This window comes from Fusibacter fontis, from assembly GCF_055378735.1.
In genome coordinates, this window is the sequence record NZ_AP042445.1 from 1,886,109 (window position 1) to 1,901,274 (window position 15,166).

The window sequence follows — 15,166 nt, forward strand, 5'->3', positions numbered from 1 at the left end:
CCAAAACAGACACTTCCCCCTATTTCTCTATTAGGCTTTTCTTTGTATTTATAGAATTCTCTAAATTATTTAAGATCTTCATTGTCTTTTTTCACCTGATCAATGATTTTAAGGGCAATTTGCATTGGTACTTCGTCATAACGTTCCACTCTCATGCTAAACCAACCTCTTGCTTGAGTCATCGATCTCAAATCGGTTGCATAGGCAAACATTTCTGCTTGTGGCGCTTCTGCAATAACCTTTTGATAGCCTGTTTCATTTGGTTCCATACCGAGAATTCTCCCTCTACGACGGTTCATATCGCCCATAATATCGCCCATGAACTCATCAGGAATATAGATTTCAACGTGAGCGATTGGTTCAAGTAAAACCGGTTGTGCTTGTTCAACACCTTTTTTAAATGCTAAATGTGCTGCTAATTTAAAGGCCATTTCCGATGAATCTACCGGATGGTAAGATCCATCCAACAAAGTTGCTTTTAAATTCACTACCGGACATCCCGCTAAAACACCATGCTCTAGGGATTCTTGAAGACCTTTTTCAACTGCTGGAATGTACTGACGAGGTACAGATCCACCAAATATTTTTTCTTCAAAAATAAACGATTCATTACATGGTTCAAACTTCACGTGAATATCACCATATTGACCAGCACCACCAGATTGCTTTTTATGCTTACCTTGAACAGTGGATACACCTTTGATGGTTTCTCGATAAGCAACCTTAGGATTTGCAAGAGTCACCTCTACGCCAAAGATATTTTTTAGTTTACTTGTAATGACCTGAACCTGCATGGTTCCTTGGCCACCCAATAACGTTTGATGTGTCTCTACATTTCTTTCGAGCATAAACGATGGATCTTCATCTGTTAATCTATGAAGTGAAGAGAAGATCTTTTCTTCATCACCTTTTGACTTAGGTTCGATTGCCATAAATAAAGCTGGTTTAGGCATATTGATACCAATGTATTTAATCGGATGATCTTTATCACAAAGTGTATCGCCAGTTGATGTATACTGAAGTTTTGCAGTAGCGCCAATATCTCCAGCTATGACGCGATCTACTTCGAGCTGCTCTTTTCCCCTGAGTAAAAAGAGAGATGCGATGCGTTCTTTTTCATCTCGATTGCTATTGAGTACCTCCATGTCCTTTTTAGCAACACCTGAATAGACTTTAAATAGTGAAATTTTTCCAACAAAAGGATCGACGATGGTTTTGAATACGAATGCTGAAAATGGTTCTTTTTCGTCCAACACGCGCTCGATTTCTTCTTCTGTATCTGGATGCATTCCCTTGTACACGCCACCATTTAACTCTTTAGGTGTTGGGAAATAATCGTAAATCATATCCATCATCGTATGAATGCCAATTCGTTTTTCAACTGCCCCCACGATAACTGGAACGATGTCTCCTGAAATAACGCCTTTTCTTAGCCCTTCATGGATCTCTTCATTGGTAAATACTTCCCCTTCAAAATACTTGTTCATAAGAGATTCATCACTCTCAGCTACCGCTTCAATGAGCATGTCTCTAATTGGTCGAACGCGTTGTTCCATCTCTTCTGGGATTACAGCATCTTCACACTGTGATCCATTAAAAATACGGCCAACTTGGTCCACTACATTTACAAAGCCTTTAAAATCAGCGCCTTCACCTATCGGAATACAAAATGGCGCTATTTTCTTCCCGAAAGTATCTTTCAAATCTTTAATCAATTTCACGTAATTCACATTTTCTTTATCCATTTTATTGATAAAAATAATCTTTGGCATGTCTCTTTTTTCAGTGAAATTCCATGCTTTTTCTGTTCCTACTTCAATACCAGATGCCGCATCTACCATAATTACTGCGCCGCCTGCAACTCTTAATGCACTCATGGTTTCACCCACAAAATCAAAATATCCAGGAGTATCTATAAAGTTATATTTATGTTCATGCCATTCAATTGGAATAAGTGATGCACCTATACTAAATTTACGGTTAATTTCCTCTTTATCATAATCTGAAACTGTATTTCCATCATCGACTCTACCCATTCTGCTAGTCACTTTTGTGGTAAATAGCAAAGCTTCAGTTAATGTTGTTTTTCCACTTCCTCCATGACCTAAAAATGCAACGTTTCTAATTTTGTCAACTGCGTAGTTTTTCATTCGAAAATTCTCCTCTCAAGTTGGATTTGTTTGAATATTTGCACTAGTTATAATATTCTATATTTTATTCTTTTTTCCTTCTTGAGATTTAAAAAAACAATAAAAAACAAAACCACATCATAAGTGAAATGGACGCGTGTTCAATCCTGCTCTTACGATGTGGTCTTAAATGTGGTCTTAAATGTATTCTTAAAGTTTAAACAATAATTCACTCAAATAGATCATATCTCTAGTTGTTGGTCGTTCTCTACTAACGCACCGGACAAGCACCTGTGTCACAGCCATCAGATCCGATGTCAAACTCCGCTTCTTCTTTTTCATATTTCGTAATCAAAGAAGGTCTAAATGGCTTCATTTCAGCTGCGCGTCGAGTATACTCTTCTTCAGTAATCGCTTCATATGGCAATAATTGATAGAAGCTATCGTCAAGTGGTAAGAAAGAAAGTGCCACTGTATCATCCCAATTGTTGTAAACCCACTCTTCAACGAGTTCCCATTCATCCGGTCTTACCGATACCGTGATTGAGCAGTTATGATCCACATAATGTTCCATGAACATCTTGTAAGTTTCAAGTTGTTCTATCGCACTTACGTCGTATTTAGTCGTTCCAATTGGCGCTTTAACCGGGAACTCAACCACTTTTGTCGTGCATGTTTCCCACTCTTGTCCAACTTCTGGAAGGACTGGATATCCTAACTCTTCACAAACTTTAACAAGTGGATCATGTGAATTGATTCTCACACGTCGAATATAGTAAGGAGAATGCGAATGATGAACCCCACTGGAAACCACTGGCAATTGAGAAAGCGTCCCTTCAGGCTTAACGGTTGTTACAAGAACTGGTACATGTCCACCTAACTCTGCAGAATACATCTCAGCTTCTTTGCGAGCTGCATCTCTCAATAATCTCAACAAATTCGCTTGTTCTTCTTTGGTAATTTTAGTCGCATTGACCATATCCATCCAACCCGTTAACGAACATCCCAAGAGTTTATCTCTTTGTTGGACATTGTTCCACATTGGAAGTTCGAGTTCCACACAAGTCATACGATAACTACTTCTCGCAGATAATCTTTGAGCTTTGAGTAAACCTTGAACATCTAATTTATTGTTTTTATCCACAAATGCAAATACATTGATCGTCGTTAAATTACAGAGGCCTTTATTATCTAGCAGAATTTCGCCACATGGATTCACTCCATTGAAGTTTGGTCTTCTTTTCGATCCAGCCACTTCATTCACCCAGCCCGGTTCTCCAGAATAACGCATTCTTTCAAGTTGCCACTTCAATCGTTCTCTTGATGGTTTTTCTTTATAGTAAATGGAGTTATTGCTCATTTGGCGGTGTAAAATTTCTTCATTTACCACCCATTTGCCTTCTTCTAATGTATACAGCTTAGATTTAGCTTCGATACATTCTTGATCATCTGCATCGACAAGGACGATTTCAGCAGTCCGTCTAACGCCTCCAACAACCACATTTTCTCCGATGACATTGGCAATATCCAAACAATCAATTGGTCGAAGTTTTACCATTTTAGCTTCAGCTAAAATTCCAGCTTTTTTCACGACGCGGTCAATTTTATGGAACATGTTTTTCAAGCTCGTATGTCCGCTCGCCGTTCCGCCAAATGTTCTAAGTTTTTCGCCTTTTGGTCGTACATGATCGTAATCGATGATAATGGTTTTGATGTTTCTATACTCATTGCTGTGAATGAGTTGCATAAAGAAGTCTAAAGATTGTACCCAACCTTCTTTTGAATCTCCGATGGTAATTTTAACGGTGTTATTATAGAAAAATTCTAAGCTTGTGTTGTCTTCACGTTCACTTCTTGGAAGCGGCGCATAGTCTTTGTGAACCACTTCAAAGTCAGTTCTTACTTTTGGAAGTTGTGCAACGTCTTCTTTTAATATTCTAACGCCTACGCCTGAACCAATCATGAGCAAATAGAAAATGTCTTTAAATGCACTGAAGTTATTGACGATTTGGAAGCTACAATTGTAATTTGCCATTGGATAGTGTTTTGCAACGGATGTTCCACCTACCCAGAAAGTTCTTCCAGATAAAAATTGTCTTAAATGGAAGATATTATCAAACAACTCCTCCGCTTCAGAGCGATTGGTCTGAGTAATTGAGCAGTTATACTCCACTGCACGTCGAACGGTTTCCCACCAATACTCTCTTCTTTTCTCTTCTGGCAACCATCTTGAATACGTTCTATAGTAAACAAAATCACCCAATTGTTGCATTGGTGAATCCATATGCTTATACTTGCTAATAAACTCATCTGTCAAAAGTCGATTATCTTCTTTTTTTCGAGTGACACGCGTGCTATCTTTTTCATTTCTATATATGATGTATTTTTTGGCAGCGTCTTTTCGCGGACTCTCCATCAAAAGTTCTTCTACAAGATCTTGAATCTGATCGACTGAAATAGGTAAATCTCTTTTTTGCGAAGCTGCAACAATTTGCTCACCAATCGTCTCACAAAGGGGCTTATCAATCCCTAATGTGGTTTCTTTCATAGCCTTCTCAATCGCTCTTACAATCTTTCCAACCTCAAATTCTACAACGCTTCCATCTCTCTTAACTACTTTCATGTGGCACACCCCTTTGATCACATAATTTTCTAATATTTCATACTATATTTAGTATTTTTGTGTCATCATTTACCTAGATATTGTAGCACCGCATCAAAAAACTGTCTATGAATTTACCCCAAAAAAACACAAAAAAACGAAGAAAAACATCTTGCTTTTCTCCGTTTCATACTACATATAGATATTAAGACCTATACGTTTTACTATATATATACATTCACTATTTTTTACCTAACAACCTGAACATATTCTTTTTATAAGCTTCTACACCTGGTTGGTCAAATGGATTTACACCCAATAAATAACCGCTTACTCCACATGCTTTCATAAAGAAATACATCAATTTTCCCAAGTGGTATGGGTCTTTTTTCTCGATAGAAATAATGAGATTCGGAACATTTCCATCAACATGTGCCTCTAAAGTGCCTTTAAATGCATTTTCATTGACATAGCTCATGGTTTTTCCAGCTAGGTAATTTAGACCATCTAAATCCGTATCCTCAAGTTCGATAACAATATCTTTTTGAACTTTTTCGACTCTTACAACGGTTTCGAACACATGTCTTGGGCCATCTTGAATCATTTGTCCCATGGAATGTAAATCTGTTGTGTTGTTCATCTTCGTTGGGAAAATTCCCTTGCCTTCTTTTCCTTCACTTTCTCCGTAGAGTTGCATCCACCATTCCGCTAAAAATGCCATTGAAGGTTCATAATTAACAAGAACCTCAATTTCTTTTCCTTTATTGTAGAGAACATTTCGTAAAAGTGCGTATTGATAACATGGATTCTCATCGATATTTTCGTTTGCAAACTCTTTATGACCATCTGCAACACCCGTCATAAACTCATCGACATTGATTCCAGCAACCGCTATAGGCAATAACCCAACAGGCGTTATCACTGAGTAACGTCCACCGACATTACCTGGAATGACAAATGATTCATATCCATTTGCATCAGCTAGTTTTCTAAGCGCGCCACCAGTCGCATCCGTTGTTGCAATAATGCGTCTTGCAGCTTCTTCTTTACCATATTTGCTTTCAAGAGCTTTTTTCAACACTCTAAAAGCAATTGCTGGCTCTGTCGTTGTGCCTGATTTTGAAATGACATTTAAACAAACCGATTCGTTTTCTACCATTTCAAGTAAATCACTTAAATATTCTCCACTAATATGATGGCCAGCAAAATAAATTTTAGCTGTTTTTCTTTTTTCTTTAGGCAGTTCGTTATAAAAACTGTGCGACAATGCATCAATAACTGTTTTTGCGCCTAGATAGGATCCGCCAATTCCAATGACAATCAAAGTATCTGCCATTTCATTGATCCGTGCTGCCGTCTTTTTTAAACGTTCAAACTCTGCTTGATCATAATGATTTGGATAATTGAGCCAACCCACGTAGTCGTTTCCTGGTCCTTTTTCACTTTCAAGTAATTGACTCGCTGTTTGAATAAACGGTTTTAACAGTTCATATTCATGAGTTCTGATTAACGCATTTTCATAATTAAATTTGATCATTTTACGCTCCATTTCTTAAGAATTCAATAGACTTAACATCGCATACATACCGGAACCAATAATACCTGCATCATTTTTTAGTTGAGCAATCTCAATTTTACCAAAAGGAACCGCTTTAAAATATTTCAAAGACTCGAGCTCACGATTGAGTGAATCAGTTAAAATCGCACCCGCATTGGATATCCCACCACCGAGTAAAATCACTTCTGGATCAAACATACAAACCGTATTCATAATACCAATCGCAAGATATTTGACCATTCGATTCACTACTTCAAGTGCTAATGCATCCCCTTTTTTCGCTTCTGCAAAAATGATTTCTCCACAAACGCGTTTGCGATCCCCTTCGATAGCAGTGAGAATTGAGGATTCCCTACCTTGATCTAATAGATAGTTTGCATAATGAATAATTGCTGTTGACGATGCAAATGTTTCAAGACAACCATTTCTACCACAATTACAATCATAAAGACCTTCGCCAATAATCATGTGACCCAGCTCAGAGGCAATACCATGACTTCCAGAAATTACTTTTCCATCTATCATGACAAATCCACCCACACCTGTTCCTAGTGTTAATAAAATGGCATTTTTGTATTTACCGTGCTGAGCAACCTGCAATTCTGCAACGCCAGCAACCGTTGCGTCATTATCTAAGAAAACAGGTAAACCTGTTTTTTCAGATAATAACTGCTTAAGGGGTACATCATACCAATTTAAATTGACACATGCGATGACATTTCCACTGACAGGGTCTGCGATACCTGGAATTCCTATGCCAATTGCCTTCACTTCATCTCTACAATCACAACGATTGAGCAAATCCTTTACTAATTTTGTCATATCATCTACAATACCGTTAAAGCCAGATTCTACTCGCGTCGGTACTGAAAGTTTTTGAACAATCTCACCATTTTCTTTAACTATGCCTGCAGCAATATTTGTCCCACCTAAATCTATTCCGATATACATGAAATCCTCCAAACTCTAAGTTTGAGTCTATTATACATCAATCCTTTTGATATTCCAAATATCTTTTGCGTATTCTAAGATCGTTCTATCGCTACTAAACTTTCCAGCACCTGCCATGTTCATCCAGCATTTTTTCGCCCAGCCATAAGTGTCTCTAAAGTCTTGATCTACTCGTTTTTGAGCTTCTACATAGCTATCAAAATCCTTCAATATAAAATAGTTATCCGCTTGATGCCATGAAGCACCTTTTAACAGGGCATCATACAGTTCTTTAAACATGCCTGTGCCACCATCGTCAAATGTACCGTCGATGAGTGTATCCACGATTTTTTTCAATCGTTTATTTTCTTTGTAGATCACTTTCGGATCATACGAATCTTTGATCGCTTCAAGTTCATCTACTTCAGCGCCAAAGATATAATTGTTTTCACTACCAGCTTCTTCAACGATTTCTACGTTTGCACCATCCAATGTACCAATTGTAGGCGTTCCATTAAGCATAAACTTCATATTACCCGTTCCAGACGCTTCTTTACCCGCCGTTGAGATTTGCTCTGACAAATCCGCAGCTGGGAACAATTTTTCTGCATATGACACGCGATAGTTCGATACAAATACGACTTTAATTCGACCAGCAACATCCGCATCGTTGTTCACGAGTTTCGCGATTTCATGGATGTACTTAATAATTCCTTTTGCTCTAAAGTATCCAGGTGCAGCTTTAGCGCCAAAGATAAATGTTCTTGGAACGATGTCGAGACTTGGATTTTCTTTAATATCAAAGTACAAATTCATAATTTGGAATGCATTTAACAATTGTCTCTTATATTCATGAAGACGTTTAATTTGAATATCGTAAATAGAATTTGGATCAATTTCAATGCCTTCAACTTCTTTGATATAACTTGCAAGTTGCTCTTTCTTCATTTTTTTTACAGCCATAAAACGATCTAATACAGCTGTGTCATCCGCATATTTTCTGAGTTCTTTTAACTGATCAAGATCGCGTACCCATTTTTTGTTGCCGAGTACGTCTGTAATCATCTCAGTCAACTCTTTGTTTGCAAGTAAAAGCCATCTTCTTTGAGTAATACCATTTGTCTTATTCTGGAATCTATCTGGATACAGTTCATACCAATCTTTCAATTCTTGATTTTTAAGAATTTCCGTATGAAGCGCTGCAACTCCGTTCGTCGCTTTTGTACCAAAAATTGCAAGATAAGCCATATGAATCATATGATTTTGAATGATATGCATGTGTTTGATTTTTTCTTTTGGGAAATTCATTTTATTCAGTTCATACGTGAAATGGCGATCGAGTTTCACGATAATGTCATATACTCTTGGCAACAACTCTTTATAAAAGTCAACCCACCATTTTTCAAGGGCTTCATTGAGAATTGTATGGTTTGTATAAGCAAATGTTTTTTGAACGATTTCACCTGCATGACGTTGAGAAACACCTTCTTCATCAATTAAAATACGTAGTAACTCTGGAATCCCTACAACTGGATGTGTATCATTTAACTGAATCGCTACAAACTCTGGAAACTCTTCAAAATTGTTGCCGTGTTTCTTTTTATATTTCTTTACGATATCTTGTAAAGAAGCAGATACAAAGAAGTATTGTTGTTTTAGTCTTAGGATTTTTCCTTCGTTAGTTGAATCATTCGGATAAAGCACTCTAGAAATATCTTCAGCTCTATTTTTAAGGCTCACTGCTTGATCGTACTCTTGATCGTTAAACTTCTCAAAATCAAATGGTACAACAGGCTCTGCTTTCCAAAGTCTAAGGGTATTGATGTTATTTGTACCGTAACCAATAATTGGTGTATCGTATGGAACAGCCAATACGTCGCCATCGGCAAAATGAACCACAACAGCTTCATCCGGACGTCTAATTGACCATGGATCACCATTTTTTAACCAATGGTCTGCAGCTTCTTTTTGGAATCCTTCTTCAAAATACTGTTTAAAAATTCCGAAATCATAACGGATGCCATAACCGTGAAGTGGCACGTTCATCGTTGCAGCTGAATCTAGAAAACATGCTGCAAGTCGACCTAATCCACCATTTCCAAGTCCTGCATCTTCCTCAATCTCCTCGAGTTCGTTAAGATTGATACCTAGAGCTTCTAACTCCTCTTGAATGTCGTGGTATAAATTGAGGTTCATTAAATTATTGCCAAGTGCACGCCCCATCAAGAATTCCGCAGAAAAATAGAACGCTTGCTTGTCATGGCTATATACTTCCATGCTCTTTTCCCATGGCTCTGCAACTTCAGACATAATTGCCTTTGAGAGTGCAAAGTAAATCTCTTGTTTTGTCGCTGATTCGAGCGATTTTCCAAACTCTGATTTCAAGAAAAACTGAATGTTTTTTGTGTACTTTTTCATAAGTAACCTCCAATAATTAGTTTCATTCGGAAAACATTTCATATGGAAACGTTTCCAACTCCGTAGAGCATTTCATCGCTCTACATATTTTCGTTCGCATACATTCTTAATTTTGTATTCTCATTTCTGTATTGTTAATGCTGTATTCTTATTTCTATATTCTCAACTCAATATTTGAGCGAACATCTGGCTGAACTATTTTGTGACATTTTCCTGTAGCATCAAATAAGTAGAAAATTACTTCACCGAGCGCAGCTTCATCTGTATCAATTGAAACTCGAAATGCATTCATTCCGTCATTTTGTACAGCAAATCTGGTGGTACTATACTTACCTTCTTTAAAATCATAGCTATTTCCATCATCGTTGTACAAAAAGTACTCTGCAATCGTTTCAACATACCCCACTATATAGAGCGTCTTATATGAAATTCGATCAACACGATTTTCAGGGGCATTCAGTACCAATAATCGATCTGGTTTAAGATAGATTGAAAACTGTTCTTTGGCATCTTTCACATAACGAAATCCTTCCGTCATGATTTCAAATGGCGGAACACTTCTATCCGTAATCTTTACTTGATTTTCTAAGTCATCAATTAGCGATTCAAAACGACTCAGCTGTAAACGCAACATTTTTTCTGGAAAGTACACAGATCTACCTTTTGCATTTTGCTCATAGATTGGTGCAAGCATTAGAGAATCTCCAAAATTGAGCTGATCTTCAATCTCCAAGGTTTGAAAATCCACATAACTATATGATAGTGGTGAAAATAGCAACTGATAATGCATATTCGCCTTCATATACTCAGAGTATAAGTAAGACACAAAGGCATATCTTAAACGAATTAAATCTCGTATCGTTTGTTTATTTTTTTCTCCAAATTGCCATGGCTCTTGTACACGGGTTCCCATTGCACTATGATTTCTCAAAAGTGGTGTAAACAAACTGAATTGAAGCCAACGAATCATGAGTTCACTTGAAACATGACTCCCAAAACCGCCTGTATCTGCTCCCGCATAAAGAAATCCTGACATATTGAGCGCTGGCATCATCTGAATATTGAGTTTTAAATGTTCCCACCAAGATTGATTATCCCCTGTCCAAATACCGGAATGTTTTGCCATTCCAATATGCGAAGCTCTTGTTAACAACAAAAATCGTCTATTCGGGTCATACCGTTTAAAACTTTCATCCGCTGCTCGAGTCATAAAATACCCGTATAAATTATGAAGATCGTAATGCACCACTTTTTCTCCCTGATATTGGTGATACATCGATTGATAATCTTTTATACTATTTGACAATTGATTGATTTTATCTTTTAAGCTAAAAAAAGTATGAATATCTAGATTTTTACCTTCTTGTTCCTTTACAAATGCAATCGCCTCTTTTAATCCATCTTCAGAATAAAAAATAGCGGGTTCATTCATATCATTCCAAAAACCATCAATCCCCATACGGATCAGCTGATGATAATAACTACCAAACCACTTTCTCGCATCCGGATTTACAAAATCAGGAAAGTGAACTTTGCCTGGCCATACGGCTGCCACAAAAGGCTTTCCATCTTGATTTGTACAAAAATAATTGTGTTTAACGCCTTCTTCATACACGGCATAACCAGACTCAATCTTCACGCCTGCATCAATAATTGGAACTAAATGAATCCCCTTTTGTCTAAACTGACTCACAAATGTTTCAAAGTGAGGAAACCGTTCTTCACTAACGGTAAAATCTTTGAAATTGTCCATATAATCTATATCTAAATAAATGGCATCAACCGGAATATCGTACTGCTCGAATTGATCCGCTACCGCTTGAACTGCATGTGCATTTTCATAACTCCAGCGACTTTGCTGATAACCAAATGCCCACTTAGGCGGAACATAACTCATTCCAATCAATTCGCGAAACTGAGTTACAATTTCCTGAAAACTGCCTTTGAAAAAATACACGTCGAAATCCTTTCCTTCGACGGTTATAATCAATTGATGATCTGAAGAAAATGCGACATCATAAGTCACTTTTCCAGGAAAATCAATGTACAATCCCCACGTTTGACGACCATGGACCACAAAAAAATTATGCGCTCCATATAACGATTTTTTATCTGGAGTATGATTGGGATCATCTGAACAAAACGACTCGTATAAATACCCTCGCTTGTTCATGCCACGTACCGATTGCCCTAAACCATAAACAACATCACTATCATCTAGTTCAAATGAAACGATTGACTCTTTGCTCGTATAAAGGTCTAAACTGAGTTGATAATTACTGTGTATCTCTTGCCAGTCATGATGCTGTTGTTCGATGATGGTTTCTGTTGGAAAAACTTCTCCAAACTTAAATTTAATGACACCTTTGTCTGAAAGAAATTTTTTAACAAGGACTTTTTCAGTTCCCTTAAGTTGAATCAACTCATCCATTATTAACCTCCTCATAGGCGATATTGCTTGGCGTTACTGCTTGGCGTTATTGCTTGATGCGATCACTATACGATATTGATAGACTCAATTGATTAAAGTGATTCGCTCACATCATCACCCTATATAATTGATGAAACTAATCATTTAACCGTTTTACGGATTCACGAATGACCAAATTTGTCTCAAACACCACATGCTGATGTGCTTCATGCTCATCTAAAATACCGATCATAATTTCGGCTGCAGCTTGCGCAATTCGATCGACTGGTTGATGAACCGTCGTGAGTGGCGGATTATAATAAGCTGCATAGTCAATATCATCAAATCCTAAAATTGAAATATCCTCTGGAATTTTTAGACCTCTTTCACGTATAGCTTTTGCTGCACCTATTGCCATCAAGTCTGAAATTGCAAATACCGCAGTTAAATCAGGCGCTTTATCAATGAGTCGATTCATCGCCTGATACCCTGTCTCAAAAGTATATGCTCCCATTTCAAAATAGAGTTCATTTTTGTCTCTGTGGTGATACTCCAATGCTTTTATATATCCTTCTGTACGTATCGTCCCAACAGATTTATCATTTTCGCCAGTGGATATGATTCCAATGTTTAAATGTCCCTGCTTAAATAAATAATCGACAGCGTCAAAAGCAGCTTTCTCGTTGTCAATCATAACACTTGAAAATAACGTACGATCTATCTGTGTTGGGATTTCAGTTGAAGCCAATATAAATGGAACACCTAATCGTTTAATTTCATTATCTGTTAACAGGTCAAAGTCGCCCCCTAAACAAATAATACCCTTTAGTCTTTTTTCTAAAATAAATTCATTCGCTGCATCGATGTCTTTGATGGATTCATTATTATAATGAATAATTGCTGAATATCCGCCGTACGAGAGTTTTTTCTCAATGACCTCAATCATCTGTGCAAAAAATGGATTATACATTCCCTTGATTAAAATCCCCACATCCATTGAATCCGTCTTTTTTAAATTTCGTGCAGAATTATTTGGAATATAATTTGTGGATTCAATAATTTCCATGACGCGTTGTCGCGTTTCATCTTTCACATCAGAATGTTGGTTAAGTACACGCGAAACCGTACTAACACCCACTCCAGCTAATTTTGCTATGTCTCTTATGTTCAGATTCTTCACAGTCACCTCCAACCGGTAACGTTTTCGGTAACGTTACCAGAATATTATAGCACACGATAAAAAAAATAGAAAGACTTCTTCTTATTTTGACAAAGACAAGCAAATTCGATATAATTACAATCGAACATATGTGCGCAAAAACATATTCACCCCATCATTCAGATATAAAAGAGGAGTATAAACCCTAAAATGCTAAAGGAACACGAAATGAATCATCGTCAAATTATTCATCTTGATATAGACGCTTTTTTTGCATCGGTTGAACAACTAGATCATCCAGAGTATCGTCATCTCCCAGTCATTGTAGGTGGTGATTCTGATAGAAGCGTGGTGTCAACCTGCTCATATGAAGCAAGGCAATATGGTGTCAAAAGCGCAATGAGTATCGTTGTTGCTAAGAAACTGTGTCCTCATGGCATTTATGTCGATGGCAATATGAAGCGTTATGTTGAAATATCTCACTCAATATTTGATAAAATCAGCCAACAGTTCCAAATTACAGAACAAGTGTCCATTGATGAAGCCTATATTGATGTAACGAATGTTGAGCATGTTTGGAAAATTGCCAAATCGCTCAAACAGTCTATTTATGACGATACCGGATTGACTGTTTCAATTGGAATATCCTATAATAAATTTCTTGCAAAATTAGCATCTGATTGGAATAAACCCAATGGTATTTTTCAAATCACTCATGCTGATATTCCCCATATTCTATTTCCACTTCCTATTATTAAAATCCATGGTCTTGGTAAAAAAACATGTGTCAAATTAAATCAAATTGGGATTTTTACCGTGGAAGATCTTTTTCAATATCCAAGTGAGTTGTTATACCCAATTATTGGTGAATCTTGGGCAAATGAAATTATCGAAAGGATTCACGGAATAGATCATCGTCCCGTTGGAGATGCATCAGAAAGAAAATCTTATGGTCGAGAAATCACGTTAGAAGCAGATACCGATCATCGCGATGTTCTTTATCAACAACTGCTACAGTATTTATATAAAATTCATGCAAGTATTTGCAAAAAAGAATTAATGACCAAAACTCTAACTATCAAGGTTAAATATTTTGATTTTGAACAATTTACGAAGAGTTACAGCCTTGAATTTCATACAAATGATTTAAAAATTCTCATGAATGCCTTTGACGCGTTATTTAATTCCATCCAATTTCAAAAACCAGTCCGATTGATTGGACTCACCTTTTCAAATTTAGAAGATAGCAAATATAAACAGTTCACATTGCTTGAAACCCATTATTTTGAGTAAGGTATTTTGAAATCTTATGTTTTGAAACCGACTAATCGTGATATTGTTAGTGTTTTGTATAGAGTCTTTGAAATAGTGTAACTATTAGCGTGTCGTTGATATTGTATAGTCGATATGAATTTAAGATTGGAATTGTGTAATAAATTTAGAATGGCTCAATCACGCCATATCAAAATTTAGATTCTCACAAATTAGAATTAATTGATTTTCTAAAATAAAAGTCTATTTTTAAACATAAAAAAAGTTCCTTATAATAAGGAACTTTTTTTGATTAATTGGCAACGTTCTACTCTCCCAGGCAGCTACCCACCAAGTACCATCGACGCTGAAGGACTTTACTTCTGTGTTCGGTATGGGAACAGGTGTTACCCCTTCGCCATCATTACCAAATAATCAAGCTCAAGTAAACTTGAGCAAACTAGCGACGTTCTACTCTCCCAGGCAGCTACCCACCAAGTACCATCGACGCTGGAGGACTTTACTTCTGTGTTCGGTATGGGAACAGGTGTTTCCCCTCCGCCATCATCACTAGATATGAAATTGTTTACAATTTCAGCCGTAGGTCGGTTTGCGAAGCAAATTGACTAGGCACGTAGTAAAATTTGCCGTAGGTCGGTTTTTCGTAGAAAAACTGACTAGGCACAAGGTTATTATACCCTAGGTCATC

Annotated in this window: 8 protein-coding genes and 2 rRNA genes; 1 reads left to right on the plus strand and 9 read right to left on the minus strand. The window is 37.0% G+C overall.

Annotated features, from left to right (window positions below; all coding sequences use genetic code 11):
- Positions 1–65 precede the first annotated feature (65 nt).
- The 7 genes from fusA to ACZ41W_RS08655 form a co-directional block, all read right to left on the minus strand.
- Positions 66–2,150, minus strand: coding sequence for an elongation factor G (fusA, locus tag ACZ41W_RS08625; protein WP_464311575.1), 2,085 nt, complete (start codon positions 2,148–2,150; stop codon positions 66–68).
- A 250-nt stretch (positions 2,151–2,400) separates the two neighbouring features.
- The gene (gene nrdJ / locus ACZ41W_RS08630; RefSeq protein ID WP_464311576.1) at positions 2,401–4,752 is read right to left on the minus strand and encodes a ribonucleoside-triphosphate reductase, adenosylcobalamin-dependent; all 2,352 of its coding nucleotides are present in this window, start codon (positions 4,750–4,752) and stop codon (positions 2,401–2,403) included.
- Positions 4,753–4,972: 220 nt separating this feature from the next.
- Entirely contained in the window at positions 4,973–6,280 is a 1,308-nt protein-coding gene (locus ACZ41W_RS08635; RefSeq protein ID WP_464311577.1) for a glucose-6-phosphate isomerase, read from the minus strand.
- A 3-nt stretch (positions 6,281–6,283) separates the two neighbouring features.
- On the minus strand, positions 6,284–7,240 hold the full coding sequence (locus ACZ41W_RS08640; RefSeq protein ID WP_464311578.1) for an ROK family protein: 957 nt from the start codon (positions 7,238–7,240) through the stop codon (positions 6,284–6,286).
- A 30-nt stretch (positions 7,241–7,270) separates the two neighbouring features.
- Positions 7,271–9,637 carry a glycogen/starch/alpha-glucan phosphorylase gene (locus tag ACZ41W_RS08645; RefSeq protein ID WP_464311579.1) on the minus strand — a complete coding sequence of 789 codons (2,367 nt, stop codon included), beginning with the start codon at positions 9,635–9,637 and terminating at the stop codon, positions 7,271–7,273.
- 154 nt (positions 9,638–9,791) lie between these two features.
- The gene (locus ACZ41W_RS08650; protein ID WP_464311580.1) at positions 9,792–12,068 is read right to left on the minus strand and encodes a TIM-barrel domain-containing protein; all 2,277 of its coding nucleotides are present in this window, start codon (positions 12,066–12,068) and stop codon (positions 9,792–9,794) included.
- A 136-nt stretch (positions 12,069–12,204) separates the two neighbouring features.
- Positions 12,205–13,227 carry a LacI family DNA-binding transcriptional regulator gene (locus ACZ41W_RS08655; protein WP_464311581.1) on the minus strand — a complete coding sequence of 341 codons (1,023 nt, stop codon included), beginning with the start codon at positions 13,225–13,227 and terminating at the stop codon, positions 12,205–12,207.
- A gap of 189 nt (positions 13,228–13,416) precedes the next feature.
- Here ACZ41W_RS08655 and ACZ41W_RS08660 point away from each other — a divergent pair, with 189 nt between their 5' ends.
- Positions 13,417–14,499: a DNA polymerase IV gene (locus tag ACZ41W_RS08660; RefSeq protein WP_464311582.1), complete on the plus strand. Its 1,083-nt coding sequence runs from the start codon at positions 13,417–13,419 to the stop codon at positions 14,497–14,499.
- A 273-nt stretch (positions 14,500–14,772) separates the two neighbouring features.
- Here the strand turns inward: ACZ41W_RS08660 and rrf (ACZ41W_RS08665) are convergent.
- Together rrf (ACZ41W_RS08665) and rrf (ACZ41W_RS08670) are read right to left on the minus strand one after the other, a co-directional pair.
- Positions 14,773–14,889, minus strand: a 5S ribosomal RNA gene (gene rrf / locus ACZ41W_RS08665).
- A 26-nt stretch (positions 14,890–14,915) separates the two neighbouring features.
- A 5S ribosomal RNA gene (rrf, locus tag ACZ41W_RS08670) occupies positions 14,916–15,032 on the minus strand.
- Positions 15,033–15,166: the final 134 nt, after the last annotated feature.

What these genes read in the sequence shown, in the direction of transcription:
- fusA (WP_464311575.1), bottom strand. Translation starts at nt 2,150, where the DNA reads ATGAAAAACTACGCAGTTGACAAAATTAGAAACGTTGCATTTTTAGGT.
- nrdJ (WP_464311576.1), bottom strand. Translation starts at nt 4,752, where the DNA reads ATGAAAGTAGTTAAGAGAGATGGAAGCGTTGTAGAATTTGAGGTTGGA.
- ACZ41W_RS08635 (WP_464311577.1), bottom strand. Translation starts at nt 6,280, where the DNA reads ATGGAGCGTAAAATGATCAAATTTAATTATGAAAATGCGTTAATCAGA.
- ACZ41W_RS08640 (WP_464311578.1), bottom strand. Translation starts at nt 7,240, where the DNA reads ATGTATATCGGAATAGATTTAGGTGGGACAAATATTGCTGCAGGCATA.
- ACZ41W_RS08645 (WP_464311579.1), bottom strand. Translation starts at nt 9,637, where the DNA reads ATGAAAAAGTACACAAAAAACATTCAGTTTTTCTTGAAATCAGAGTTT.
- ACZ41W_RS08650 (WP_464311580.1), bottom strand. Translation starts at nt 12,068, where the DNA reads ATGGATGAGTTGATTCAACTTAAGGGAACTGAAAAAGTCCTTGTTAAA.
- ACZ41W_RS08660 (WP_464311582.1), top strand. Translation starts at nt 13,417, where the DNA reads ATGCTAAAGGAACACGAAATGAATCATCGTCAAATTATTCATCTTGAT.